Origin of the sequence: Corynebacterium hesseae (assembly GCF_037850265.1) — a bacterium.
In the GTDB taxonomy this organism is placed as follows: domain Bacteria; phylum Actinomycetota; class Actinomycetes; order Mycobacteriales; family Mycobacteriaceae; genus Corynebacterium; species Corynebacterium hesseae.
Genome location: NZ_CP137211.1, coordinates 1285615 through 1311371 on the forward strand (window position 1 = coordinate 1285615; position 25757 = coordinate 1311371).

The 25757-nt window shown below is 60.1% G+C and carries 28 protein-coding genes and 1 tRNA gene; 17 read left to right on the top strand and 12 right to left on the bottom strand.

Going from position 1 to position 25757, the window contains the following annotated elements; genetic code table 11:
- Positions 1 to 4 precede the first annotated feature (4 nt).
- Positions 5 to 1687, top strand: a complete 1683-nt coding sequence (locus tag R3O64_RS05975; protein WP_339017499.1) for a UvrD-helicase domain-containing protein — start codon at positions 5 to 7, stop codon at positions 1685 to 1687.
- Positions 1688 to 1924: 237 nt separating this feature from the next.
- Positions 1925 to 2488, top strand: coding sequence for an RBBP9/YdeN family alpha/beta hydrolase (locus tag R3O64_RS05980; protein ID WP_339017500.1), 564 nt, complete (start codon positions 1925 to 1927; stop codon positions 2486 to 2488).
- Here the strand turns inward: R3O64_RS05980 and R3O64_RS05985 are convergent.
- Positions 2483 to 2812, bottom strand: coding sequence for a transcriptional regulator (locus tag R3O64_RS05985; RefSeq protein ID WP_339017501.1), 330 nt, complete (start codon positions 2810 to 2812; stop codon positions 2483 to 2485). The genes R3O64_RS05980 and R3O64_RS05985 overlap by 6 nt on opposite strands.
- Complete coding sequence (locus R3O64_RS05990) at positions 2805 to 3209, bottom strand: hypothetical protein (RefSeq protein ID WP_339017502.1); 405 nt, start codon at positions 3207 to 3209, stop codon at positions 2805 to 2807. Before R3O64_RS05990 ends, R3O64_RS05985 begins: the two co-directional genes overlap by 8 nt.
- A gap of 636 nt (positions 3210 to 3845) precedes the next feature.
- On the opposite strand from R3O64_RS05990, the gene R3O64_RS05995 reads away from it, so the two are divergent.
- Positions 3846 to 3918, top strand: a tRNA-Glu gene (locus R3O64_RS05995).
- Between the two features lie 76 nt (positions 3919 to 3994).
- Here the strand turns inward: R3O64_RS05995 and R3O64_RS06000 are convergent.
- Together R3O64_RS06000 and R3O64_RS06005 are read right to left on the bottom strand one after the other, a co-directional pair.
- Positions 3995 to 4702 carry a hypothetical protein gene (locus R3O64_RS06000; protein WP_339017503.1) on the bottom strand — a complete coding sequence of 236 codons (708 nt, stop codon included), beginning with the start codon at positions 4700 to 4702 and terminating at the stop codon, positions 3995 to 3997.
- 116 nt (positions 4703 to 4818) lie between these two features.
- Positions 4819 to 5109 (bottom strand): hypothetical protein, encoded by a 291-nt coding sequence (locus tag R3O64_RS06005; protein ID WP_083299015.1) that lies wholly within the window; start codon positions 5107 to 5109, stop codon positions 4819 to 4821.
- 167 nt (positions 5110 to 5276) lie between these two features.
- Here R3O64_RS06005 and R3O64_RS06010 point away from each other — a divergent pair, with 167 nt between their 5' ends.
- The gene (locus tag R3O64_RS06010) at positions 5277 to 6080 is read left to right on the top strand and encodes a hypothetical protein (protein WP_083321610.1); all 804 of its coding nucleotides are present in this window, start codon (positions 5277 to 5279) and stop codon (positions 6078 to 6080) included.
- 50 nt (positions 6081 to 6130) lie between these two features.
- Here R3O64_RS06010 and R3O64_RS06015 read toward each other — a convergent pair whose 3' ends face one another.
- A complete protein-coding gene (locus R3O64_RS06015) occupies positions 6131 to 6844 on the bottom strand; it encodes an IclR family transcriptional regulator (protein WP_070528547.1) in 714 nt (237 codons plus the stop codon).
- A 48-nt stretch (positions 6845 to 6892) separates the two neighbouring features.
- On the opposite strand from R3O64_RS06015, the gene leuC reads away from it, so the two are divergent.
- The 3 genes from leuC to R3O64_RS06030 all read left to right on the top strand — a co-directional run bounded on the left by leuC (position 6893) and on the right by R3O64_RS06030 (position 9926).
- Entirely contained in the window at positions 6893 to 8335 is a 1443-nt protein-coding gene (leuC, locus tag R3O64_RS06020) for a 3-isopropylmalate dehydratase large subunit (RefSeq protein WP_070528544.1), read from the top strand.
- A 16-nt stretch (positions 8336 to 8351) separates the two neighbouring features.
- On the top strand, positions 8352 to 8942 hold the full coding sequence (leuD, locus tag R3O64_RS06025; RefSeq protein WP_339017504.1) for a 3-isopropylmalate dehydratase small subunit: 591 nt from the start codon (positions 8352 to 8354) through the stop codon (positions 8940 to 8942).
- 75 nt (positions 8943 to 9017) lie between these two features.
- Positions 9018 to 9926: an EI24 domain-containing protein gene (locus tag R3O64_RS06030; protein WP_154736540.1), complete on the top strand. Its 909-nt coding sequence runs from the start codon at positions 9018 to 9020 to the stop codon at positions 9924 to 9926.
- Positions 9927 to 9972: 46 nt separating this feature from the next.
- On the opposite strand, the gene R3O64_RS06035 is transcribed toward R3O64_RS06030, so the two are convergent.
- Positions 9973 to 10971 (bottom strand): bifunctional NUDIX hydrolase/histidine phosphatase family protein, encoded by a 999-nt coding sequence (locus R3O64_RS06035; protein WP_339017505.1) that lies wholly within the window; start codon positions 10969 to 10971, stop codon positions 9973 to 9975.
- A 147-nt stretch (positions 10972 to 11118) separates the two neighbouring features.
- Here R3O64_RS06035 and R3O64_RS06040 point away from each other — a divergent pair, with 147 nt between their 5' ends.
- Entirely contained in the window at positions 11119 to 12117 is a 999-nt protein-coding gene (locus tag R3O64_RS06040) for an NAD(P)H-dependent glycerol-3-phosphate dehydrogenase (protein ID WP_070685003.1), read from the top strand.
- Positions 12118 to 12138: 21 nt separating this feature from the next.
- Positions 12139 to 13209 (top strand): D-alanine--D-alanine ligase family protein, encoded by a 1071-nt coding sequence (locus tag R3O64_RS06045; protein ID WP_070685001.1) that lies wholly within the window; start codon positions 12139 to 12141, stop codon positions 13207 to 13209.
- Positions 13210 to 13259: 50 nt separating this feature from the next.
- Here the strand turns inward: R3O64_RS06045 and R3O64_RS06050 are convergent, their stop codons facing one another.
- The gene (locus R3O64_RS06050) at positions 13260 to 14174 is read right to left on the bottom strand and encodes a DUF3515 domain-containing protein (RefSeq protein ID WP_070524370.1); all 915 of its coding nucleotides are present in this window, start codon (positions 14172 to 14174) and stop codon (positions 13260 to 13262) included.
- Between the two features lie 57 nt (positions 14175 to 14231).
- On the opposite strand from R3O64_RS06050, the gene R3O64_RS06055 reads away from it, so the two are divergent.
- Genes R3O64_RS06055 through R3O64_RS06090 form a run of 8 tightly spaced genes read left to right on the top strand, consistent with a single transcriptional unit; the run spans position 14232 to position 22136 of the window.
- Positions 14232 to 15230, top strand: a complete 999-nt coding sequence (locus R3O64_RS06055; RefSeq protein ID WP_070524368.1) for a thiamine-phosphate kinase — start codon at positions 14232 to 14234, stop codon at positions 15228 to 15230.
- A 35-nt stretch (positions 15231 to 15265) separates the two neighbouring features.
- Positions 15266 to 15874, top strand: coding sequence for a uracil-DNA glycosylase (locus R3O64_RS06060; protein WP_154762012.1), 609 nt, complete (start codon positions 15266 to 15268; stop codon positions 15872 to 15874).
- A gap of 10 nt (positions 15875 to 15884) precedes the next feature.
- Positions 15885 to 17270: a DAK2 domain-containing protein gene (locus R3O64_RS06065; RefSeq protein WP_339017506.1), complete on the top strand. Its 1386-nt coding sequence runs from the start codon at positions 15885 to 15887 to the stop codon at positions 17268 to 17270.
- A 3-nt stretch (positions 17271 to 17273) separates the two neighbouring features.
- On the top strand, positions 17274 to 19370 hold the full coding sequence (locus R3O64_RS06070; RefSeq protein ID WP_070524361.1) for an ATP-dependent DNA helicase RecG: 2097 nt from the start codon (positions 17274 to 17276) through the stop codon (positions 19368 to 19370).
- 42 nt (positions 19371 to 19412) lie between these two features.
- A complete protein-coding gene (gene rsmD, locus R3O64_RS06075) occupies positions 19413 to 20015 on the top strand; it encodes a 16S rRNA (guanine(966)-N(2))-methyltransferase RsmD (protein ID WP_070564376.1) in 603 nt (200 codons plus the stop codon).
- Between the two features lie 2 nt (positions 20016 to 20017).
- Positions 20018 to 20494, top strand: coding sequence for a pantetheine-phosphate adenylyltransferase (coaD, locus tag R3O64_RS06080; RefSeq protein ID WP_070596563.1), 477 nt, complete (start codon positions 20018 to 20020; stop codon positions 20492 to 20494).
- A 6-nt stretch (positions 20495 to 20500) separates the two neighbouring features.
- The gene (locus R3O64_RS06085) at positions 20501 to 21256 is read left to right on the top strand and encodes a sulfite exporter TauE/SafE family protein (protein WP_269948219.1); all 756 of its coding nucleotides are present in this window, start codon (positions 20501 to 20503) and stop codon (positions 21254 to 21256) included.
- A gap of 25 nt (positions 21257 to 21281) precedes the next feature.
- Complete coding sequence (locus R3O64_RS06090; protein ID WP_070564382.1) at positions 21282 to 22136, top strand: PPK2 family polyphosphate kinase; 855 nt, start codon at positions 21282 to 21284, stop codon at positions 22134 to 22136.
- Between the two features lie 3 nt (positions 22137 to 22139).
- Here R3O64_RS06090 and R3O64_RS06095 read toward each other — a convergent pair whose 3' ends face one another.
- The 5 genes from R3O64_RS06095 to R3O64_RS06115 are packed head-to-tail and all read right to left on the bottom strand — an operon-like array spanning position 22140 to position 25644.
- Positions 22140 to 22670 (bottom strand): hypothetical protein, encoded by a 531-nt coding sequence (locus R3O64_RS06095; RefSeq protein WP_070524349.1) that lies wholly within the window; start codon positions 22668 to 22670, stop codon positions 22140 to 22142.
- On the bottom strand, positions 22667 to 23185 hold the full coding sequence (locus R3O64_RS06100; protein WP_070683005.1) for a hypothetical protein: 519 nt from the start codon (positions 23183 to 23185) through the stop codon (positions 22667 to 22669). The genes R3O64_RS06095 and R3O64_RS06100 overlap by 4 nt, the downstream gene beginning before the upstream one ends.
- Positions 23182 to 23703, bottom strand: coding sequence for a YbjN domain-containing protein (locus R3O64_RS06105; protein WP_070524347.1), 522 nt, complete (start codon positions 23701 to 23703; stop codon positions 23182 to 23184). Before R3O64_RS06105 ends, R3O64_RS06100 begins: the two co-directional genes overlap by 4 nt.
- Positions 23696 to 24211 (bottom strand): YbjN domain-containing protein, encoded by a 516-nt coding sequence (locus R3O64_RS06110; protein WP_070532981.1) that lies wholly within the window; start codon positions 24209 to 24211, stop codon positions 23696 to 23698. The genes R3O64_RS06105 and R3O64_RS06110 overlap by 8 nt, the downstream gene beginning before the upstream one ends.
- Before the next feature lie 35 nt (positions 24212 to 24246).
- Positions 24247 to 25644, bottom strand: coding sequence for a TIGR01777 family oxidoreductase (locus R3O64_RS06115; RefSeq protein WP_070532980.1), 1398 nt, complete (start codon positions 25642 to 25644; stop codon positions 24247 to 24249).
- Between the last annotated feature and the right edge of the window lie 113 nt (positions 25645 to 25757).

The following is a 25757-nucleotide window of genomic DNA, read 5'->3' on the forward strand; positions in this document are numbered from 1 at the left end:
AGAAATGACTTTTGAATTCACACCGGCCCAGCGGGCGCTCATCGAGTCGGAGTCTGGCGGCTTCTTTGAGGCCTGCCCGGGCGCTGGGAAGACACAGACCATCGTCGAGCGGTTTGCAACACGTGCGGATACAGAGAACTCGCGGCGCGGCGTCGCCTTGATTACCTTTACCAACGCCGCTGCGGAAGAAGCCCAGAGGAGGTGCGCGCACAAACCAGAACTACTCCAAGCGCCGAACTTCGTCGGAACGATTGACAGCTTTATCAATAGGTTTTTCGCGGCACCATTCTATAAGGCAAGGTTCTGCAAGACTCCTACATTCTGGGATTCCTGGAGCAGTCTTGATTCAGCAGTCGTGACGATAAAGGGACAGGCGCCAGCACCGCTGGATGACTTCATTTGTCATAATGACCGGGCGACCTTGCTGGACAAATACAGGTGGAAGTATAAACATTACCCCATCCGGGCATTGGAGTCTGCCGCGCATGCTAAATGGAAAGAACTGACCAAGGCGGGACATCTCGACGCTGACACTTCGAGACTTCTGGCGAGAATTGAGATTGAAGAGAACAGGTACGGAATCGTCGAGCTGTTGGCTACTCGATTCGAGGAGGTTATCGTCGATGAAGTCCAGGACTGTAATACTGTTGACCTTCTCGTTCTACGGACACTTCAGGAATCCGGCATCCGTTTGATCACGGTTGGGGACATTGACCAATCTATCTACGAGTTTCGAGGCACGTCGGTTGCTGAAGTACGCAATTTTGTCGATTCGAGGGACCGCCAGCCGCGAATTAACACGAACTTCCGCAGCTCGCCCGCTATCTGCAAGATCGTGGACAGTCTGCGCGAGGGCACGAGTACAGACACTGCTGGGGGTAGAGCATCCAGCTGCGAGATCCCAGTACATCTTGTCGGCTATAGAGAGACTTCGGATATTGGTCCCTCAGTCAAGGCAGTAATGGACCAGTACCAGGAACTATCTCAGCCGGTATTTCTAGCTCACAAAGGAGATAACGCAGCCCTTGCAGCAGGAAGCCGAGCAAAGAAAAAGACGTCTGCCAACAAGGTTGCAGTTCTTGCAGGGTCTTGTAACGAACTCCTTTACCCCTCCTCGACGTCGGCGCAGCGGACCCGAGCACTTATTGATATCGGTCTTTCGCTGCAGAGGTTGCATCCAGATAAAGGCCTAGCTAAGGCTAGTGAAGAGAGGTATCTCGAGAGTCTTGGGCTGACTAAGAGTGCATACCGCGAGTTATGCCTGAGGTTTGCAGTGGCAGCAGGAGATCCAACGGGGCTGTCTCGCGGTGACTTCAGAGAGAAAGTTGTCCAAGTAGCGGACAAGTTTGGAGTCGCTCTCGACCGCGACCGCACCAAGACACCTTTAGCTAATGTCTGGATCTGGGACGGGGTACCGACAGCCGAGAACCAGTATGAGCATTCAACAATTCACGGTTTTAAAGGATTGGAGGCAGACTCGGTCGTACTGATAATTCCAGGAGATAATTGGACCGGGGACACGATCCGTGACTGGAGTGAAGACCAAAGTTCAGAGGCAAGAAGAGTCCTCTATGTCGGCGCGTCCAGGGCCGAGCGGCTACTTATACTGGCTGTACACAGTAGATACATAGATGCCGTGAAGGCAATCTTAGAAAGAGACGCAGTCCCCCTTGCGCTATCTAGATAGAGGACCGGTCGTCTACGAAAGAAGGTCTACCCTGCTGCCTGAGCTCCAGGAGTCACGCCATAGCAGCCTTTAATCCGACCCACTGCACGCCAGAAGTGAGGCCTACAGTGAGGAGCTAGAGACGCTGTGTGCGCTGAGGGCTGGCCGAGATCGGACGCGGGTGAAGAGGATTGCGAACCTCGGAAAAGTTGCGTTCGATGTGGCTCGGTACGCTTCATTTTCGTATGATTGGCGACCATGCACTTCTCCATTGTTCATGGATTCCAAGCCAGTCCTGACAGTCATTGGTTCCCGTGGCTAGAGCGTCTGTTGACCGCCGACGGCCACACCGTTCACACCATCGCGCTGCCGGAACCAGACGAACCGAAGCTCGATGAGTGGGTAGAGGCGATACGCAACGACATTGAGCGTCCAAACGCTAATACCTGCATCATCACGCATAGCCTGGGCGGCACCGCGCTACTGCACTATCTCACGGCATTGGAGGGCGAGTGGGAGCTTCCTGGGCTCTTCATTGTCTCTGGGTTTGTGGAGAAGCTTCGTGTCATTCCGGAGCTCGACGAGTTCATCGGCCAAGCACACGTCGACGTGCCTGCTGTCCAACCCCACATCGCTCACACAGAGGTCTTCGTGTCCACTAACGATGTCCTGGTTGACCCTGCCCTCACACAGCAGCTTGCCGACGCCCTCTCGGCCACGCCCATCACCATCCATGACGCGGGACATTTCCTTGAGGAAGACGGCTATACCGAGTTTCCACAACTGGGGGATCGCATCACGCAGTGGCTGCGCTGTCTATAGTCCCTCAGTCATCGCTTTGAGTGCCTCCACGTGCTGCACGTAAGCCTGTGCTCCTGCTTCAGTCAGCGCGACCCACACGGCGTCTTTGGCGCGGGTAGAGCCATACTCTCGGGTGCGGCTAATGTAGCCGCGTTCTTCGAGGTGCTTTAACTGCTTGGAAAGTGTATCGGCGGGGAGCTCGGTCAACTCGGCGAGCTTGCTGTACTTCATTTGCCGGCCGTCGGTGGCACCGGCGGAGTACAGCGTGGCACAGATTCTGAGGCGGTTAATCGGGTGGATTACTGGATCCAGCTCAGGGGATTGGTTGGGTGCTTCCTTAGGCATTGGCGCCCTTTATGGCCGCGTTGCGGTTCTCGTAGAGCATCCAAGCTGTTGCTGCCGAAACAATGACCCCGCTGGTGATCATCCATGGCCATGTATCAGGTGTCGGAGTGGTGGAGAAAATCATTGCGGCGGGGAGCAGTATACGTGACCATGTGGCGCGATCGTTCCTCGGCCCGTTGTTGGGATTGGGGCGAACAAAAGGGTTCGCGATTTTGTCCTTGAGGAGGTAGCCGAGAATGAACGTCGGTATCAGGATTGCGAGTGTGTACCACCAGGACAGCTTGGATAGTGCAAGACTGCTACCGGTGCCGAGCGCTACAAGTGCTACCGCCCACCAGCTCTGCGTCCAAGTGGTGCGTTGCTGAACCTCTTCAATGACTTTGAGTTCGTCGTTCATAATGCTCCTCCCTTAATTGCATCTTATGCAAGTCTAACGCTTGCAATAGTGGCAAGTAAAGGGGTGAGGCTACTCGTACCATCTGAGTGGTCTGGTTTTACCCCATACCGGCTTGCAACTTCGGCGAGGTGGACGGGAGGGGCGCTGGAGTACCAGGGGGTGAACCAGTACTCAATTGGCCTAAGTCTTACCGGTAAGCCTTTTCTGGCCATACACTGCAGGTACAACGCATTCCCGACAGAAAGGAGAGCGGATGGCGGAAGTTGAAGATCATCACTATCGCCGACGCAACCCTAGCAGATAATACAAGGCGGCATCGCCATAATCCACAACTTCTTAAAGCCAACACTCGAGCGAAGTAGGAGCCTTGCATCACATGCTGTTAGTGCACGTGTCCTCCCGAACCTCCAGCGATGTCTAACGAGTGCTCCGGCCCCTGCAGCCAACGGCACGCCGGCGGAATAACCACTGATTCGATCCGCACCTAGGCCTTGAGAGTCGAAGTTTACATCGCGGCCATAAATGGCAACGAGGTTCGGGATTTTATCTGTGTAAAAAGGTCCTTTACCTGCCGATTTGTGCAATCTTTTGGAGATCCTATAGTGTTTAGCAAGTCCGCAACGGACAGCTAAACGAGCCCCGTTCGTCTAGCGGCCTAGGACGCCGGCCTCTCACGCCGGTAACACGGGTTCAAATCCCGTACGGGGTACAAATAAAGAGGGCGACAAGCAATATAGCTTGCCGCCCTCTTTTGTGATCGGGATACGGGGTTAGCGGCCTGGGCTCTAGACAATTAGGACTTCAGCGTTATTGCCGCCCGTGCAGCGAATGACCTCGTGCTCATCGATGTTGCACGTCAGCGAGTAGTTCTGCTGTGTGACCGAGCTGTTGACGGTTACCTGTGCGGGGATATAGGCGCGGAGGTCATCTTGGGAGCTTGGGGCTAAAGTCATCAAGCGCCCGGCTGTGGAGCGCGCAAAATCGCAACTAGTGTTTGCGCCGGCCATGACGAAGGCAATGTTATAGCCATCGCCCATCTGGCACACCGTGGCGGGTGTGCCGTGAACGTTGACTGATGCACCGTTGGCCTCGCCTTGGGGAAGCTGTCCGGAAAGGCTGTTGTAGGTGGCCATCTTTGCAGCCTGAGCGGTCTGGTGTTGGCCTGCGCCTGGTTTGGCTCCCTGCACACCTTGCGCTTGAGTATCCGGCTGTTGAGCCTGGCCCGCAGGCTGATCGGTTGCGGTGCCCGGCAACGTCGGCTCGGGGCCGGCTGGGGCTCCTTCATCGGCGGAGTCAGGGACGTGAAGTTCGGCGTCGTCATTGAGCGGCTGAAAGGCCGGGTATGTGTTCTCGAAAGTTGGCTCACCCGATATTTCGCCTGGGGTTGAGGGCGCTGCCATGTCGGACGATGTAGAGCATCCAACGGTTAAAACACCAGCGGTGGCTATGGCCGCAAAAGCTGCGACGGGACGGAGGGCGCGCGTGGAAATCATAAGACCCACCCTAACGGGATGTACCGAGATTCGCTGGAGAAAACGGGGAGAGCTGCCCAGGCCCGGCAGCGTAAGCGCGGGCTAGGCAGCTGAGAAAAATGGAATCCGGAGCGCTCTTAGTGGCAATCCCAGTGGCCATCATGTGCTGCGTGGCGGTGGCCATCGTGGAGGTAGTCCACGTGATCGCCGTGAGGGATGGCTACGTGGCCGCAGCCTTCGCCGTGCTCGTGGTCGTGGCCCTCGTGAACGGTGTGCTCGGATGCCTCGCACTCGTCCCAGTGGCCTTCATGCTCGCGGTGGATGTGGCCATCGTGCGCGTAGTCGGTGTGATCGCCGTGCGGGAATGCCACGTGGCCGCAGCCTTCGCCGTGGGTGTGCGTGTGCTCGTCGTGAATGGTGTGGGTCATGACTCCTCCTTGAAAGGCTGGGGATTTTCAATCAATTTTCAGTAGCTGACAACCTCAGTAAAGCTTGTTTTCAATTCAGTTTCAATAGTGGGGGTGCTTGGGGGTGTTAGCGGAGTGATGTGAGGTGCGTGAAGTGCACATGGGGCAAAACAGGCTAAAGTAAACTCATGTTGAAAAAGTCTTCTCAGCGCCGTGTTTCGCGCTTTGTGTTCAGCCTTGCCTCGGTGGCTGGCGCGTGCTCCCTGGCTCTTGCTCTCGCTGCCCCTGCAACAGCCGCAGAAGGTGTGCCGGTCAGACAAGGGCAAAAGATTGCTGCGGCTGATGGCTCCTTGTGTACTGTTGGTTATGTCGAAGCTAATCGAGCGTGGACTTCGGCGCACTGCGGTCTGAATGGCGAGCAGATGTATAACGAAGCGGGTCAGCACCTGGGTACGCTACGTTGGTTCAAGCCTTCCGGAGCTGCAGGGCATGACTTGGCCTATATTCAATTCGCTGGCGGAACCTATTCGGCAGGAAACCCCCTCACAGGGGATGGCATGACGCCGGTTCCTGGTGAAGGTGCAACAGTGTGCTTCGACGGGCAGGCTGCGTCCCGCCAGTGTGGTACTGCCGTCCGAGGGCCGGGTCTTTTCCCGGGGATGAACTATGCGGTCGACGTCTCGCTGGCACCAGGGGATAGCGGTGGAGCAGTCTCCGTTCCAGGGCAGCCGGGCGTAGTGGGAATTTACCAGGGTATTACCCAGACCAACCGGAATGGCCGGACAGTGACTTTCTCAAACTATGCACGGATGCCGCATGCAGATGAACTAGCGCGCCTGCCGCACCAGGGATGGGTACCGCGCCGCCCTAATCGGGAGCCAGGAAACCCGGTCCGAGTGGTTCAGGAAAAGGGAGAGGCATTGTCCTCGACAAGCAGCACGGGTCCAGAAGGGCTGCGTGGTCTCGCAATGTATTTTGGGCTGAGTATCTAGGTAGCTAGGTATCTATGCATACGGCAATGAGGGTTTGGCTACTGGCGTGCCTAGTGGTTGCCGTTGCGTGGTGCGCCGTGGGAAAGTGCGGCGCTGAGACGGTTGGCAGCGCCCACCAGTACGTCCGCAAACTTTTCAGCTGGAGAGGGGTGGAAGCGCTCGGCTGAACCGGAGATGGAGAGAACAGCGATGAAATTTCCGGCGCCGTCGAAGACGGGGGCGGAGACGGAGGCGAGGTTGGACTCGCGTTCTTCGATGGATTCGGAGTAGCCGTTAGTGCGCGCGAGTTCGACGTCGTGCTCGCTAAAGATGGCATCGGGAACGTGGACATCGGCAAAAGCCGCGAAAATACGCGCTGCCGAGCCGGAGGTCAGGGGAAGTTGGCGACCCACGGGTACCACGTTGTGGAGTCCAATTTCCGGCTCACGCGTGGCGATGCATGTACGGGTGGTGCCGGAGAGTTCGTAAAGCTGGACGGATTCGCCTGTGGCGTCAAGAAGCTCCTCCATAATCGGGCCGGCGGTTTCGATGATCCGATCCCTGTTGCCGGGAAGGGCAGGGCCCGCGCCCCACTTTCCATCCGGGGTGCGGGTAAGAATTCGGTGCGCCTCGAGCGCTGTGGCGAGACGGTGAGCGGTTGCTCGAGGCAGGCCGGTGGTCTCACAAAGCTCGTTGAGTGTAGAAGGTTGGTTGGTCGCGGCCATCATGATGGCTACGGCGCGATCCAATACCTTAATTCCTGATACTGCGCTATACTCTCCCATATAATGAAATCTACGTCCCATTAATTGAGATTTCAAGTGGAGAGGTACATGACTGAGAAACTGACACTCGCAGAGAAGGTATGGCGCGACCATGTCGTGCGCAAGGGAGAGAACGGCGAGCCCGATCTTCTTTATATTGATTTCCAGCTCCTGCATGAAGTTACCAGCCCGCAGGCCTTCGACGGTCTTCGCCTGGCCGGACGCACGATGCGCCACCCGGAGCTGCACCTGGCTACTGAAGACCATAATGTTCCGACGGTGGGAATTAAGACCGGCAACCTTTTAGAAATCAAAGATGAGGTCTCTCGCACGCAGGTGTCCACGCTGCGCAAGAACTGTGAGGAGTTCGGCGTGCGTCTGCATTCGATGGGTGATGCTCAGCAAGGCATCGTTCACACCGTAGGCCCGCAGCTGGGAATTACCCAGCCCGGCATGACCATTGTGTGCGGTGACTCGCACACGTCGACGCACGGTGCCTTCGGCTCTATTGCTATGGGTATCGGTACCTCTGAGGTGGAGCACGTCATGGCCACCCAGACGCTTTCGCTCAAGCCCTTTAAGACGATGGCCATTGAGGTTAGCGGTGAGCTGGCGGAAGGCGTTTCCGCCAAGGACTTGATTCTGGCGATCATTGCCAAGATTGGCACCGGCGGCGGCCAGGGCCACATCATCGAATACCGTGGTGAGGCCATTCGCAAAATGTCGATGGAAGCCCGCATGACCATCTGCAACATGTCCATCGAAGCTGGCGCCCGCGCCGGCATGGTGGCTCCGGATGAGACCACTTTTGAATACGTCAAGGGCCGTGAATTCGCACCGCAAGGAGAAGACTGGGATGCGGCCGTCGAGTACTGGAAGACTCTGCCGACCGACGAGGGCGCCGAGTTCGATACCGTCGTAGAGATCGACGGCTCCGCACTCACGCCTTTCGTGACTTGGGGTACTAACCCGGGGCAGGGCCTGCCGCTGAGCGCTACGGTGCCCGACCCGGAGGAGTGCGGTGACGATGGAGAAAAGGCCTCCGTCGAAAAGGCATTGTCCTACATGGATCTAAAGCCCGGCACGCCGCTGCGCGATATCCAGATCGACACGGTCTTCCTTGGATCGTGCACGAACGCACGCATTGAGGATCTGCGTGCAGCCGCCGAGGTGGTCAAGGGGCGCAGCATCGCGGCGGATACCCGCATGATGGTGGTTCCGTCCTCGGCCGTGGTCAAGGCTCAGGCTGAGGAAGAAGGGCTGGACAAAATCTTCACCGACTTCGGCGCCGAATGGCGCACTGCTGGCTGCTCGATGTGCCTGGGCATGAACCCGGACCAGTTGAAGCCGGGGGAGAGGTCGGCGTCGACAAGCAACCGCAACTTTGAGGGCCGTCAGGGCCCTGGCGGCCGCACCCACCTGGTGTCCCCGGCCGTCGCCGCGGCAACCGCAGTTCTGGGGCACTTGGCCGCACCTGCAGATATTGACGATTCCGCCGTTGCCGGCGCTTAAGGAAAGGGAGAAGAAAATGGAGAAGTTTATTACTCACACTGGCGTCGGCGTTCCGCTGCGTGTCTCCAATGTGGACACCGACCAGATCATCCCAGCGCGCTACCTGAAGTCCGTGAAGCGCACGGGGTTTGCAGACGGCCTGTTCTCCAATTGGCGCAGTGATAAAAACTTTGTGCTCAACCAGGAACCGTTTAGGGAGGGCTCTGTGCTTTTCGCGGGCCCGGACTTTGGTACCGGTTCTTCCCGTGAGCACGCGGTATGGGCGCTTGCTGAGTACGGATTCAAGGCGGTGTTTTCTTCTCGCTTCGCCGATATTTTCCGCGGCAACTCTGGCAAGGCCGGCCTGCTGACGGGGCTCATGGAACAAGAAGACATTGAGCTCATCTGGAAACAGTTGGAGGCAGGGGAGACCGAAACCACCGTCGACTTGGAGGCGTGCACGGTCACCGTGGGCGGCAATAGCTATACCTTCGATATCGATGACTACACCCGTTGGCGCCTTATGGAGGGGCTCGACGACATCGGCCTGACCTTGCGTAACGAGGACGATATCGATGCCTTTGAATCCAAGCGCCCGGGATTCAAACCGCGCGTCCTTGCGTCCTAGCGGAGGCGGCACCGGTGGGGTAGTATTCCCCGCCTCCTGTGGCGCGGTGCACATAGCGCCGTTAACATCCTCAGCATGACTAATCCTTTTGACGGCTTTAGCGGAGAGAACGGCAATCAATTCGGCGGCACCACCGGGTACGGTGGCTACGACTATCACCAGCCCGGTGGCTACGACTATCAACAATCCGGGAGCTACGGCTACCGGCAACCAAACGGCTACGGCTACCAGCAGACGGGAAGCTACGGGTACCACCAGCCCGGCGCAGTACCTGGCAACCCACCCGGCGGGGCAGGAGCGCCGCCCATTGACGCCATGGATATTCTGGGCCAGTCATTCAAGGGTTACTTAAAGCAACCGGTGCCAGGAATGCTGGCCATGCAGGTGCATCTCATTATCACGTTTGCTCTTCTTCTTGTGCCGGGAACCGTTGTAGGCGGTGTATTCGCAGTAATGGAAGGAAATGGCACGGACATCGAGCCTTTAGCGACTACCGTGGGGATCCCTCTCATGGTTGTCATGGGGCTAGCCGCCTTCGCTTATCTTTTCTGGCTGATGGCGAACCTCTTTAATGGCTCCCGGAAGATCGCTGATGGGGAGAAGGTCACCTTCCGCGACTACTTTAGGTTTGCCCAGCTGAATGGTTGCGCCGGCGTCTATGCTTGCTTCTTTATTTTGGCAATGCTCGGAACAATTGCGGGCGGCTTCCCCGGACTGATTCTCTTTGCGCTTCTGTGGCCAGCGCCTGTCATCAAGGCTGATGCCCCGGATAAGCCTCTCATGGAGTGCTTCCGGGAGGCTTTGAACTTGGTCATTGAGAACCTTGGGCAATCGCTGCTCTTTATCTTGATCTGTTCCCTCATCACGAGCTTTGTCATATTTATCCCCATCGTTGGCTTCCTTGCCGCCTACCCGATCTGGGCTTTGGGGATGGTCCTTTTCACCCGTGCTATGCAGCGCCGCCCTGCTGTGCGTTGGGAATAGAACAGCAGGACGGCGAAAGGTACCTGGTGAAGTGGCGATGTAGTGCTTATCGCACGGGCAGCGGGCTAGCGAGGTAGTCTGCGCCGGTAAGTTCACCGTCGTTGAAGGAGAGCACCCACACCGAAGCCTTCTTGAACTTGAGCTCGTCGATGGGAGTCGTGATGAACTTCGGCGCGTAGGATTCGATAATCCCCGGAATGGTTAGTCCCTGGCTCACGATGACGGGGACACTGCCGCCGTCAACAACGCGCTGGAAGGCCGCGCGGGCGTCTTCAGGGGATTCAGCAAACACATCGTCACCGAATGCTTTGTTTACAGCGATGTCCATGCCGAGCTCATCCGCCAACGGGGCAGCGGTGTGCTGGCAGCGCTGCGGCGGGGCGCTGTAAATGGCGGTCGGGTGAAAAGGCGTGAGCATCGGCACGAGCATCTCTGCTTGGCGGCGGCCTTTCTTATCCAGCGGGCGCAGGTCATCATCGCCCTCCCAGGAGCGGCGCTGGTGAGCGCGTGCATGGCGGACATACAGCACGCGCGTCGTCGGAGCCAGGCGTAGGCGCTTCTTAGCCTTCGCCAGCACCTGCGTATCAACGTCGTAGGAGAGCAGCGTGCAGGCCTCGTCGATTGTCATCCAACGCAGCTCATCGGTCTCCGAATTCGTGGTGTATTCGCCGTCGAGTACACGTGCCAGCCAGTAGTAGACAACCTTCGTGCGTCCTTGAACGGGATAAGCCACCTTGCCAATGAGCTTGCCCAGGCGCACGGTGTAGCCGGTTTCCTCGAAGATCTCGCGCGCGGCGGTGACGGGAAGTGATTCGCCCGGATCGACTTTGCCCTTAGGCAGCGACCAATCGTCGTAGTGCGGGCGGTGGATGATAGCAACCTCCGGATCGTGCGGATCCCCACGCCAGAGAACCGCACCAGCGGCAAGCGTCGTCCGCTTGAACTCATCCGCCGGATCGACAGGGATCTCCTGGTGGCGACCAGAGATGAAGACCTCCGATCGGATATCTTTATCCGTCTCATGCATGTTCTTTGCCTTGGGCATGCTGCTCCTTTGTGCCTGTAGCTTGTGACCTTCTCCATCTTCCTCCACTCGCCGCCACGATGCAGCTTTACGCGCCGAACGTATTTCAATGCCGGGCGTGCTTTAATGGGAAAAGTCGATGCAGTGGAATTGATCGTGAGGTGGCACATGGCAAACGTGGCAGTAATGGGCGCGGGTTCGTGGGGAACCACGCTGGCGAAAGTCTTTGCTGACGCCGGCAATGACGTCAGCTTGTGGGCGCGCCGCGAGGAACTGGCAAACACCATCAACACGCGCCACGAAAACCCGGACTATCTCCCGGAGCTCTTACTGCCTGAGTCGATCCGGGCAACCACCGAACCCGCCGCTGCTCTGAAAACTGCAGACATCGTCATCTTCGGCGTTCCTTCCCAAACCCTTCGCGGAAACCTGGAGAAATGGGCGCCGCTCTTGCCGGAGGACGCTACCTTGGTCTCAATCTCGAAGGGCGTGGAGAAAGCTACGCTTAACTTGATGAGCGAGGTCATCGCGGACGCCGCCGGCGTATCCGCTGACCGCATTGCCGTGCTCTCAGGGCCCAACTTGGCCAAGGAGGTGGCTCAGGAGCAGCCGGCCGCTACGGTTATTGCCTGCAGCGATGCTGCCCGCGCGGAGGCCGTCCAGCACGCAGCTGCCGCTCCATATTTCCGCCCCTATACCAACACCGATGTTATCGGCGCAGAAATTGGTGGCGCCTGCAAGAACGTTATTGCTCTTGCGTGTGGTATGGCCGCTGGCAAGGGGTTGGGCAATAACACGATGGCGACCATTATCACGCGCGGGCTTGCTGAGATTACCCGCCTTGGTGTGAAACTGGGCGCGGATCCATTTACCTTCTCTGGTCTAGCTGGAATGGGTGACCTTGTGGCGACGTGCAGCTCGACGCTCTCGCGCAACCGTACCTTTGGCTACCGCCTTGGCCAGGGCGGGACTCTGGAGGAAGCTACCGCGGCCACTAACGGGCAGGTCGCGGAAGGCGTTATCTCTTCCGATTCCATTTTTAGGTTGGCGCAGCGCGCGGGCGTGGAGATGCCCATTACCCAGGCGGTCTATGGAGTGTGTCACCGTGGCGTGACTGTCGACGACATGATCGTCGCTCTGATGGGTCGTACCAAGAAAGCTGAGTAAAGCCGAGTAAAGTTGCTCGGTATGACTGAAGCGAAACCTGTGCGCGTAGCCGTTGTGTACGGCGGCCGCAGCTCCGAGCACTCGGTGTCATGCATTTCCGCCGGCGCGATCATGGAGCACCTAGATCCAGAAAAGTATGAGGTCGTGCCGATCGGTATCACGCGGGAAGGCACCTGGACCCAGGGCAACCGCGCGGGCCTCGCCATCGTCGATGGGCGCCTGCCTGAGGTGGAACTCCACGATGAGTTGGCGCTATCCCTCAACCCCGCAACACGCGGGCGCATCCACAATGTCACCCGCCACGAGCACTACACAGAGGTGGATGTCATCGTTCCAGTTCTCCATGGACCTTATGGGGAAGATGGCACGGTACAGGGTCTTTTTGAGCTTTCCGGAATCCCCTACGTCGGCGCGGGCGTACTGGCCTCTGCGGTGGGTATGGACAAGGAGTTCACCAAGAAGCTCCTAGTGGCCGAAGGTCTTCCCGTCGCACCCCAAGAAGTGCTTAGCGGTGGAGATACGCTGAATGATGCCCAGAAAGAGCGCCTTGGTTTGCCTGTCTTCGTGAAGCCGGCGCGGGGCGGTTCCTCCATCGGTGTCTCCAAGGTTTCCGCGTGGGAAGATTTTGACGCGGCGCTGACCCTGGCTTATGAGTCCGATGACAAGGTCCTAGTCGAGCCTGAGATCCGCGGAGATGAGGTTGAGGTGGGCGTCCTCGAGCACCCGGACGGAAGCCTGCAAGCCTCTGTTCCGGCCAAGCTTTTGGGGACCACCGAGTCGGAGGAAGGCTTTTATGACTTCGATGCCAAGTACATCGATGAGGGAGTGTCGGCGGCGATTCCTGCGCCGCTAAGCGCGGAGCTCATCGACGAGCTGCGTCAGCGCGCCATCGAGGCCTTCCGGGCGCTGGGCGCTACGGGGCTGTCGCGCGTGGATTTCTTCGTTAGCGAAGACTCTTATTGCATCAACGAGATCAATACCTTCCCTGGATTCACGCCGATTTCGATGTACCCGCAGGTCTTCGCCGCCGTGGGAGTGGGCTACGCCGAACTGCTCGATACTCTCATCCAGACCGCTCTCGCGCGTTCCTAGTCCCTGAGCCGTGCGCGAAGGGAAGGTGGTGAAGAAAGAGGCCGCGACACCTACTGAGCGGGGGTGGCTTCAACGAGGGCGTCGCTAAGCCGCACCAGCGCCGAGTTCGCTGCCTCTTGCGGGGCAGACAGCGCGAGGTCCTCCGCGCGGCCGAGTGCGAACCACGTGCCGGCCGTTGTGCCTTCCGCCAGCGTGGTGTCCTCGAACCAAGGGACGTCATTAACCTGCTGGAGCTGAACGCCCGCGCGGTAGTTCTCCGGAGCGGCGACACCGCAGCGCACGACTATTTCCTCATGGCCCGGCGCGCTGTAGACCCAGGTGTTCTTAGCGCCAGCATCCGTGCGGCGCGTATAGCCCTCCGCGAGTGAGTCTGGCAGAGCCTTGTCCAGCGCGGGGCACATGGAATCCGGACCTGCCTTGAGTTTGGATAGCGGTGCCGGATTGGGGTCTTGAGGCTTTTTATCTAGTTTGTTGAGGGCTTCTGTTAGCCCTTGCGGGGCGTCGGAATGTGCGTCGCCTGTAGACGTAGTCACGGCGACCGCAGGAGTGCGCTGGGTGCTGTACCACGTCGTGAGGTTCGAGCCGGGGGTGGCGTCAATGACCTGCAACCAGGATTCGCCGTCGGCCTCGATGGTCTGGGAATAATCCGTAAACTGCTGCGGCAGGTCAACGCCACAGCGCAGGGTTACTTTGTCCTCCGAGCTCTTCGTCCAGGCTGCGGCACCCGCCGGGGCTGGGTCGACGAGTTCGACCCGTGAGTATCCCATGAGCTTTTCCGGCAGAGAGTCGACGACAGCGGCGCATTCGGGGGAGTCCGCTGCTTCAGACGGAGTGGGAGGCAGCGCCACCGGCTGTTGCGCGGCGCTGGTGATGACGTACTTTGCCCCAAAAATCACCGCGAAGACCATCGCGATGGCAATCCCGAGTGAGATGTATATAGCGGTGCGGTTAAATTGGGTATCCATAGGGGCTTATCCTATCGCTGATAGCCCAAGAAGAACGAACGTTGAAGGCGTGCCAGAATGGTGCGCCATCTGCGCAAGGAAAAGGAGTCCGTGACGGTGGGTTTATCCCATACCCTCGACCAAGCCGGCGAACGGCACGTTATCCATGAAATCGTCACCGCAGCGCCGAGTGCACTCAACGGCGATGATGCCGCGGTGCTTTATCCGGCGGCGCCTAATTCGCGCACTGTGGCCTCGACGGACATGATGGTGGAGGGCCGGCATTTTCGGCGGGACTGGTCCACCGCCGCGGAAGTCGGTCACAAGGCCATCGTGCGCAACTTTGCCGATATTGAGGCAATGGGGGCTCGGCCCACTGCAGCGCTTCTGGCGATCGCCGCCCCGGGCGATACCCCGGTGGATTTCGTGCGGGGGATAGCGCAAGGCATTGCTGAGCGGTGCGCGGTGTACAACGCCGAGCTGGTCGGCGGTGATTTGACCCGCAGCGACAGCCTGGTCATCAACGTCACAGCGATGGGCTCTTTGGGCGGAAGCGGCGCACCGTTAACTCTGGATGGTGCGCGTGCGGGCCAGAAGCTAGTGGCGCACGGCAAGATTGGGTATTCCGGGGCGGGCTTGGCCCTCTTGCAACGTTACGGCCGCGCGCTGCCCCCGGAGCTGGACGAGCTCTGGCCACTGATCGACGCCCACTGCGCGCCCACCCTCGCACCCGGACGCGGCGTCATCGCTCGGGCAACCGGCTCGACCGCGATGACGGATAACTCGGATGGTCTCGTGCGCGATGTGGGGCACTTGGCTGAGCGCTCCGGGGTGCGCATCGATTTTGACCGCGGCGCCATTGCCCCCGATCCGCTTGTGGCCGCCGCCGGTGCGGTGCTCGGCATCGACCCTTGGGAGTGGGTCTTGGCGGGTGGGGAGGACCACACGCTGTTGGCTACGACGTTTAAGGCTGCCCCCTCCGGGTTCCGGGAAATTGGCCGGGTGATGCGCGGCACCGGAGTAACCATCGATGGAGAGGAACCTCGCTATAGCGAGGGCTGGGAGGGATTTGCGTGAGCCACATCGATACTTCTCACATCCACTATTCGTGGATGCCGCACATCAGGCAGGCCTTGGAGGACAACCTCCCACGCATCGAGCGTGAGATTGGGGCAGAGTTCTTGCCGCCGGCCGAGGACGTCTTTGCCGCCCTGTCGATGCCCCTCGAGGACGTGCGGGTGCTCATCGTGGGCCAGGATCCCTATCCCACGCCGGGGCATGCCATGGGCTTGTCCTTCTCCACGCGGCCGGGCGTGCCGGCACCGCGTTCGCTGAAGAATATCTACGCCGAGCTTGGCGCCGACCTCGGCATCCCCGGCCGCGCCGATGGTGACCTGCGGGCCTGGTTTGACCAGGGCGTACTACTGCTCAACCGGGTACTCACCGTGGCCCCGGGCCAGGCGGGTTCGCACCGCCGGCTCGGGTGGGAGGCGATTACCGAGGCAGCCATTAGGGCGCTGGCGGGGCGCGATATCGTGGCCATCCTGTGGGGCCGCGACGCCCAGTCCTGCCAGGCCTACCTACCGGGCACGGACTGCATTACTTCCCCGCATCCCTCGCCGCTGTCAGCGCGGCGTGGCTTCTTCGGCTCGCGCCCTTTCTCCCGCGCAAACGCGGCCTTAGAGGCCCGTGGCGTCCCCGCGGTGGACTGGCGCTTGTAAACTAGCCACCATGTCATATCCCGCCGAGTTGGACGCTCGTGGTCTGCATGAGTGGGCCGCACGAACCGTGGAGGAGCTGCAGCGCCGCCGCGCTGAAATCAATGCCCTCAACGTTTTCCCGGTGCCCGATTCGGACACGGGATCCAACATGGCGCACACCATGGAGTCCGCCTTGGCGGAGGCCGATAAGGGTGAGGCGGACGTCGCTGAAGCATTGGCCATCGGTTCGGTGCGCGGTGCCCGCGGCAACTCGGGGATGGTGCTCTCGCAGGTGCTGCGTGGCGTTGCCGATGCCACAACGGACTCGCGCGTGGATGGTGCGGTCCTCGCTGATGCTTTGACGCTGGCTGTCACGTTGGTCGATCGCGCGCTTGCCGCCCCAGTAGAAGGCACCATCATCACCGTTTTGCGCGCTGCAGCGGCCGCTGCCAGTGAGGCCGCCGGGCAGCCCGGTGCCCAGCTACACGGCATCCTGGTTGCAGCGTTAGACGCCGCACGGCAGGCCCTGGCGCAGACTCCGTCGCAACTGCCCGCGCTGCGCGAGGCAGGTGTCGTGGATGCCGGCGGTACCGGCTTCGTGATTCTGCTGGAGTGCCTCCTTGCACAGGTCACCGGTGAAGAACCCGCCAACCAGCCGTTGAGCGTTTCGGTGCCAGAGAAACCTGAGGAGCTTGCAGAGATCGAAGTCGTCTTCTTCTTCGAGGGAAACCTCGCTGAGGTTGAACAAACATTGGCCTCGCTGGGCAATAGCCTCGTCATCGCGCGGGCGACGGACACCTCTGGCAGCGTTCACATCCATAGTCCGGAGGCCGGCACGGTGATCGAAAAGGCCTACGGCCTGGGAAAGGTCAGCAACCTGCGGCTCGAGGCGCTGCCGCCCGCAGAGGCGGGGGAGTGCGCCACGGAGCACAGCGAGGGCGAGAGCCCGCAGCGGCGTATTTTTGCCGCGGTGCCCGAAGGGGCCGCGCGGGAGCTATTTGAGAAGGCTGGGGCGCGAGCAATTGGGCCCGGCGAGGATCTGGAACATGCTGCGGCAGGCGATCTTTTCCTGCCCAACGGGTGCGGTGGAGATCCAGGCAGGGCGACAGTCATACCGACTGGCTCCATCGTGGCCGGGCTCGCCGCGCTATCGGTGTACTCGCCCAACCCCTCTCGTTCGGCCGAAGTAGTGGCCGCTATGTCCGATGCCGCGCGTTCCATGCGGGTGGCTCATCCGGAAACAGAAAGCCTCGACGGCATCATCGCGGCATGCCGCACCCAGTTGGCCTATGGGGGCGAACAAATCACTGTGTTGTCCGGCTGTGACATCGATGCTGAAGAGTTGACGCAGATTCTTGGTGTCGACGTCGTTGTGCTTCGAGTTCCCGGATTGCGCACGGAGATCGGGGTGGAGTAGACCATGCTGGGATGGCAAGACGATCGGGCGCTGACGGAAGTACTGGCAAAGAAGGATGCCGCGGCGTTCAAGCGCGCCTTCGGCTACACCACGTGCGGGGAGCTGCTTAGCCATTATCCGCGTGACTATATCCGCCACAACAAGGACGTGGGCCTCGGCGGTGCCGAGGACGGAGATCACGTCACCATCACCGGCGTCATTGAGGAGGCCCGCGTCAAGCACACCTCTAAAGCCATGGTGTTTATCCTCTACATGGATAACGGAGTCCAAGCCTCCTTCTTTAACGCGCACTACGTCCAGCGCGTGCTGGGCCGAGGTATGCGCGTCATGCTCTCCGGCAAGCTGAAGTACTTTCGCGGATATCCCAGCCTGCAGCACCCCGACTTCCTCATCCTTGATCCCGGCCGCTATCAGGAGTCCCTGCTGGATAGCGCAACCGGGCAGGGGACAGGCTCGCTCAAGAAGCTCTCCCAGTTCGGTTCACTAGACACCTTCTTGCAACGTGAATGGATCCCCGTCTACCCGGCCAGCGGGAAGGTGACGTCGTGGTACATCATGGGTGCCATCCACAAGGTCCTCGAACACACCCCGCCTATTCCGGAGCCGCTGGACTATCGGATGATGGTGACGCTCGATCAGGCAGTGCGCGAAATCCACGAACCGGGAGACAGCGGGCCGGAACGCGCCATCCAGCGTCTGAAATACAACGAGGCCTTGTCGATCGGATTGGTCATGGCCCTTCGTCAGCGCGACGTCAAGGCGCGCACGGCAACCCCAATGCCAGCCATTCTGGAGGGCTACCGCGATGAGCTGCTTTCTGAGCTGCCCTTTGCGCTAACCGACGGCCAACGCCGCGTCATCGCCGAAATCGATGCTGATCTCTGCGGCACCGCGCCCATGATGCGACTGCTGCAAGGCGAGGTGGGTTCGGGAAAAACGCTCGTTGCCACGTGCGCCATGCTGCAAGCGGTAGACGCCGGCAAGCAGGCCGCGCTCCTGGCGCCGACGGAGGTGCTGGCGGCGCAGCATGGGGCGTCGATAAGCGCCAGCGTTCCGGATGGTGTCACCGTTACGGTCTTGACAGGGTCGATGAAGACGGCGGAGAAGCGCAAGGCGCTGCTGGAGATTGTTTCTGGTGAGGCCGATATCGTCATCGGCACCCACGCCATCATCCAGGACAGCGTAGAGTTTTTCGATCTTGGCCTGGTCATCGTGGATGAGCAACACCGTTTCGGCGTGGAGCAGCGCGATAGTCTGCGCACCAAGACGCGTGAGGGCATCAGCCCGCACGTGCTGGTGATGACAGCAACCCCCATTCCGCGCACCATTGCCATGACCGTCTTCGGTGACCTGGCAGTCTCGACGCTCAAGGAGCTTCCCGGTGGGCGCAAACCCATCCTTTCCGCGGTGGTGCCTGAATGGAAACCGGAATGGGTGCGCCGCGCCATCGAGCGCATTCGCGAAGAGGTGAGCAAAGGCCACCAGGCCTATATCGTCTGCCCGCGAATTGAAGGCGAGGGCGGGGTGGAAACCATGTCTTTGCAATTGCGCAACCTACCTTTTCGCGGGCTTCGAGTGGAGATGCTCCACGGCAAGATGCCCGATAAGGATGAGGTGATGGAGCGATTCGCCCGCGGGGAGATTGACGTCCTCGTGGCCACCACGGTCATCGAGGTCGGCGTCGATGTGCCCAACGCCACCGTCATGCTCATCCGTGAATCGGAGAATTTTGGAGTTTCGCAGTTACATCAGCTGCGCGGGCGCGTGGGCCGCGGGGGAAACGAATCCGTGTGTTTGCTGCATACGCTGGCCGAGCCAGACAGCAAGTCCTTTCGGCGCATTAAAGCCATTGCGGATACGCCGTCCGGCTTTGACCTTGCCGAATTGGATCTCACGCAACGCCACGAAGGCGACATCTTAGGAACACTCCAATCCGGCACGAAGCGCACGCTCAAATTGCTCGACCTTGTTTATGACAGGGACATCATCGAGCGCACGCATGCCGATGCCGCCGCATTGGTTGAGCGCAATCCTGACCTGGCGGAGCAGTTGACGCACAATCTGAGCGCCGATGAGCAGGGATTTTTGGAGAAGAACTAGGGGAGTCTCCGCGGCTGGGACAGGGGAGATAGGGTAGAAGCCATGACCAGAATCATCGCCGGGGAGGCCCGCGGGCGCACCATCAAGGTGCCCGAAGCCGGGACGAGGCCCACGTCCGACCGTGCCCGTGAGGGACTTTTCTCATCTCTGAACGTGCGTTGGGGTTTCATTGATTCCCGCGTGCTGGATCTGTTTGCGGGCTCAGGTGCGCTGGGTCTGGAGGCGGCCAGCCGCGGTGCCGAAGAAGTCGTCCTCGTGGAGAACAACGCCGCGGCCGTAAAAGTCATCCGCCACAACATTGGGGTGGTCAAGCACCCGCGCGTCGAGGTACGAGAAATGAATGCCTCCTCCTACCTGGCCACCGCACCGCGCGGCTATTTCGACATGGTGCTCGCGGATCCGCCGTATAGCTTCGATGACGTCGACGGACTTCTCGCGGCGATCGAGCCGGTGCTGGATGATGCCGCGATTGTTGTCATCGAGCGCCATGTAGATTCCCCACAGACACAATGGCCGGAAGGTTTCGAGCCCACCGGTCAGAAGCTCAAGAAGCGGACCTTCGGTATCGCGCGTTTTGATATGGCGATTTATCACCGCGACGCGGAGACCTCGGACACCAATCACACCGACAACCAGGAGGACTAGCCATGCCGACCCACGCCGTATGCCCCGGCTCTTTCGATCCCATCACGCTAGGGCACGTTGACGTGTTTAACCGTGCGAGCGAGCTCTTTGACAAGGTCACGGTGCTGGTGACGGGCAACCCAGACAAGCCTTCCGGGTTGTTCAGCGTGGAGGAGCGCGTGGATTTGATTCGCCGTACCGTCGCCCCGGAAATCGAGGTGGACTGGTGGGGCGGTCTGCTCGTGGACTACACCAGCGCGCATGGCATAGACACGATTGTGAAGGGCCTTCGCTCCTCCTTGGACTATGAATACGAGCTGCCCATGGCGCAGATGAACCGGCGCCTTTCCGGAATCGATACGGTCTTCTTGCTAACAGATGAGAAGTACGGCTACATTTCCTCCTCGCTGTGCAAGCAGGTGGCACACTACGGAGGCGACGTCACGGGTATGTTCCCGGAGCATGTGGCTGCTGCTGTCATGGAACGGTACCGAGGCTAAGGGGACATGTCTGTACTGGCAATACCGCTCGTTGTTCTCTTCACAGTTCTAGCTGGCTCCTGCCTGCAACGAGTGTCCGGCATGGGCCTTGGCCTCATTGGTGGACCAATCCTGACCCTCTTCCTCGGCCCGGTGGAAGGCATCATGGTCATCAATGTTTTGGCCTGCCTTAACGCTGTTCTCACGACCTATTCGATGCGTGAGAACGTGGATTGGGGAAAGTGGCTGCGCATCGGCCCCTTCATGATCCTCGGCTCAATCCCGGCAGCCCTGCTCATCGCGCGTATTGATACCGCAGCATTGTTGGTACTCGTTGGCGCGGCCTTGTTGATCGCGTTGGGTGTGGTGGTCTTCGGGCGAAAGTTCGTCCCGGAGATGCGCGGTACGGGCCCAGCCATTTCCGCGGGCATCTTGGGTGGGTTCACCAACACGCTTGCGGGCGTGGCCGGCCCGGTCATCACTGTGTATGCGCAGGCTGCGCGGTGGCCCAAGGAGGTCCTCGCGCCAACCCTACAGCCCTGCTTCTTCATTGGCGGCCTGTCGTCGGTGTTGACCAAATTCTTCTTGGGATCCGGCGGTTTTGAGGGCTTGCACTGGCTGGTGTGGCCCTGCGGCGTCGTTGGCATGTGCATTGGCATCTTCCTAGGTAAGAAGATTGCAGGACGGGTCTCACGGGACAAGGCGCATAAGCTCTCGCTATCGCTGGCAAGCTTGGGGGCGCTCAGCGCATTGCTGCGAGGCTTGTTCACTCTGGGTGCTTAGACAGCGCCTGGGTAGGGTGGGACCCATGGCGAAATTCAAGATTGAGGACGCACTGTCCCTGCGCGCTGGCAAGAATTTTCAGATTGATTCGGTCGATGCTTCGGCAACCCCCGGTTTTGACGGCGATAAGGAGGAGCTCGCCGCTCGCTTCTCCAAGTACGATGATGAGCTGTATGAATTCCAAGAGCGGCTTTTTGCCAATGGTCGCAGCTATGGTGAGGACGCCCCAGCGGTGCTCATTGTCTTGCAGGGCATGGATACCTCGGGCAAGGGCGGGGCTATCCGCCACGTGTTGAACACCTTTGACCCTCAGGGAACCACGACCGTGAGCTTTGGTAAGCCCACCGAGGAGGAATTAGAACACGACTTCTTGTGGCGCATCCGCAAGCATGACCCACAGCCGGGGCAAATCGTGGCCTTTGATCGCTCGCACTACGAAGATGTCCTCATCCAACGCGTACACGAGTGGGTCGATGAAGAAGAAGTGGACCGACGCATCGAAGCCATCCGCGACTATGAGCTGGATCTGACGGCGAAGGGCGTCAAGGTCATCAAGGTTTTCTTGCATCTGTCCAAGGACGCGCAGAAGAAGAACCTACTGGAGCGCACGGAACGGGAGGACAAGTTCTGGAAATATGACCCTTCCGATGTGGAAGAGCGGGCCTATTGGGATGACTACATGGCGGCCTATCAGGATGCCATTCGGCGCACAGATGAAAACTACGCACCCTGGTACGTCATCCCCACCGATAATAAAAAGTATGCCCGGATGGCGCTGAAGTTCCTCATCGTGGATCTCCTACGCCACCTGGACCTGGAATGGCCAGCGCCCGACTTTGATCCGGAAGTAGAGCGCCAGCGCATTAAGGACGCCGACTAAGAGCTAGTCGCTTTCTGCGTCATCGACGTCGCGGGCAAGTTCACGGGCCGCGGCGTTGAAGGTATCGAGAACAGAGAGCAGAGCTTCTTGGGCATTGATGACGCCCACGTTAAGCGCGTGGAAGAGCTGGTCTTCGTTCAGTCCGGCAGTGGTGACGAAGCAGGCGTCACCGCGCAGCTCCACCTCATCCTCGACCAGCCCGACGAGCGCGCGCCCATCGAATGCGCCTGCATTGAACTCATTGCACAGGACGTGGAAGATGGGGAGCATGTCGGCGTTGAGCTGCGTGGAGAGTACGCACTCGATGCGCACGAGGCCCTCTTCCACGGTGATGACCCAGTCCAGATCGTTGAGGCGGGCAACTGCGGCAGTCGCATCCTCCGGGTGCGCAGTGGCCGCCATGTCCAGTTCGGTGCTGTTCAGCGCGGTGAGCACGCGATCCCGGCTCACGGCGGGCAGTGGTGAGCCGGACATGATATCGAAGGGATCGGAACCTACGGATGCATTCTGGTTCGTTGTCGAGTTGTGGCTCATGCTTGCTCCTCCTTATCCCAGGTGACTGCCTGCGGGAAGCGCTGCGCCACGATATCGAAGATTTCCGCGAAGCTGGCGAGCGAGCTCAGCAGGAAGTGGCCCAGCTGGGCCAAGGAGAGGCCTTCGCCCACAGCCATGGCGCGGTTGGCTCCTAGGTGGATTTCCTCGTTTCCCTTTGCATCCTCTTCCACGAGGTAACTCAACGTCGGTGCAACGCTAGCCCAGTTCAGCTCCGCCACGGCGGCGGCCACGTCTTGCTCCAGGTGTGCGGGAAGCGTGCCTTCCCAGGAGGCGAAGGCGCTCAACACGTCACCCTCGGCGTCAAGGTCACAGTGCACCGCGATATGGGGGACACCGGTCTGCAGCACGCGCCGCGCGGATGCGGTGTCGCCAGTGTCAGCGTCCTCGGTGGCTTCCGGTGCTGCCTCGACGAGGGCATAGTCGGCGTCGATAAGCTCGCACAACTGCGCCAACCGGTCGATGGTGACCGGCTCAACCACGTGGAGATCGGTCACTGCTGTTCACCCTGGGCGTCCTCGGATCCCTCGCCTGCCTGCGCGGCGGACTCGGACCCGAGCTTGGCCATTTCTTCGGCGGCGGCGACCATGGCGTTCTGGGCGTTGATGACGCCGTCCACGGAGGCGCGCAGTGCGGCTGCGAGTTGTTCGTCGGTCATCCCGGCCGCGCACGGAAGGTCGGCCTCAGTGCGAACGAGGAGCATGCCGTCGAAGTCCGCGATCACCGCGCGGGCACCCATGGCCACGGAGTTGATCTGGTTGGCCGCCAGGAAAAGGCCTGCATCAGCCTTGGCGTAGTTGACGTCCGTCGGCACATCACAGCGCACGATGGCAACGCTCTCCAACACGGCGAACATGCAGGGCAGACCGTTGAGGTTTGCAGTGGCGGCATCGTCGCGGCCGGTGACTGGCTCGAGTTCGATGTCGAAGGTCTTCATCGCCTCGATGATGCGGTCGAGGGTGACCTCCGGCAGTGCGTGCGGGTCTTCGGCGGCGGTGGTTGTCGGATTAGTCATGGTTGTGCTCCTTCCAGGTCACGAGCTGCGGGTACTGCTGTTCAATCCACTCGAAGGACTGCAACACGGCATCCAAGGTAGACATGACGAACGCGCCAAGCTGGTTGCGGGAGGCACCATGTGTCACGTCGAGATCACGCGCACCAGAGACCGCCAAGGCGTTATCGGGTGCCTCGAAGAAGCGGAAAGTCGGGGTGAAATGGTCCTGGTTCCACGCGTTGATGTGCATGAGGAGCGCAGGCCCCTCGGAGGCGGGGACCGAGCCGCGCCACACGGAATCGACGATGAGTGAGGAGCCAACGAGCTGGAAGGCAATGGCGGCGTTGGAGAAACCGGTGCGCAAAAGGTTGACCGTCTGGCCGTCCTGGGTCTTTTGCTCTTCGATGCGGTACTCCAAGTTCTCTGACTCAAAGATCTCCGCGATGCGCTCGAGGGTGACCTCCTCGATGGGGGTGTCGGGCTGCAGCTGGCGCTGCTGCGCGTCGTCGTGATTAGTGGTGTCCGTCAATTCTTCTACTCACTTTGCTACTTGCTACATATTTCTTAATCTTTTCCGGCCCCGACACTACCGGAGCCGTCCTCCTCGGGTGCGCAGGTGGGGGCATCGACGAGCTGTTCGCCGCCGAGTTCGTGGGCAAGCGCTGGTTTTAACTCTGGGTAGCGGAAGACGTGGCCCAGATTCTCCAGCCGGCTGGGCACCACCTTCTGGTTAGCCAGTGCGAGCTCGCGTGCGCCTTCCTTACCCAGCAGAAGGGCGGGCCCGATGCTGGGAATGGGCATAAAAGTGGGGCGGTGGAGCAGTGCGCCGAGGGCGTCGACGTAGTCTCGGTTGAGCACCGGCTGCGGGGAGACCGCGTTGATCGCGCCCTGCGACTCTGGGTCGAGCGCGGCGCGGACAAACATGTCTGAAAGATCGTCCTGTGCAACCCAGCTATTCCACATGGTGCCCTTGCCGAACGTGCCGCCGAGTCCAGTAGAAAACAGTGCACGCAGCAGCGGGAGGATACCCGCGTTGGCTGATTGCACTATGCCGGTGCGCAGGTTCACCACGCGCTTTCCCGCCTCGCGCGCCGGCGCGCAGGCCTCCTCCCACGCCCCCACGACGTCGGCGAGGAAACCATCTCCACGTTCCGATTCTTCGGTGAGATCCTCGTCGCCCCGGTCCGGACCGTAGATGCCGATGGCGGAGGCGCAGACCATCGCTGACACGGACGGTGTCTGGGCTACAAGCTGGGCCAACAGGTGAGTGGGGCCCACGCGCGAATCCCGGATCGCCTCCTTGTGAGCGGAATTAAAACGACCGAAGATTGGCTCCCCGGCTAGGTGGATGAGAACATCGATTCCCTCTAACAAATCCTTGGCGGGAATGTTTGGGCGCCACAAGCGTTCGCCGGCACCCGGGGAGGAGCGCACTAAAGGAACGACGGTATGGCCCAAGGTGCCAAGTTGGGCGGCCACAGCAGCGCCAACCGTCCCGTGCGTTCCCGTAATCGCTATTGTGCGGGGCTCGGCGTTGAGCTCACCGAGCCGTTGGGCAAAGCGAAAGTCTTCGATGAGCTGTTGCTGGCGGTAGGCAAAGACCGACTCCACCGCACCCGTGGGAATGCGTGTGTCCACCTTGTCGGTGATGAGTGTGCCTTCCGGGTGATCCTCAAAGAGGTGTTCATGGCGCCAGTTGGCCAGCGAACGGAAGGGGGCGTTGATGCACACATCCGCAAAGGAACGCCGCGGCTGGTACCTACTCAAATCATGCCGGGCAACCCATTTCAGGCCGCCAGGCAAGCTCAAGACCGATGTTCCGTCTGCCAGTGACTCTGCCTGCTGCAGGGGAGACATGAATCCAAATGGCGCGGTGAGGCGGGCGAGCGCCCCGGGGCGGGTGTGCCATTGCCATACCTCTTCGCGCGGGGCTGGAACAACGTGCTGGGTAGTAAAACTCACTGTCTATGGACCTGCCTGAGAAAATTCGGGGGTGCGAGGGCGTATACAGCACGGATGAAGAGTGCTATGGTTGGTGCTGGCTTTCAAGCATAGACAAGCCTATTAACCATTGT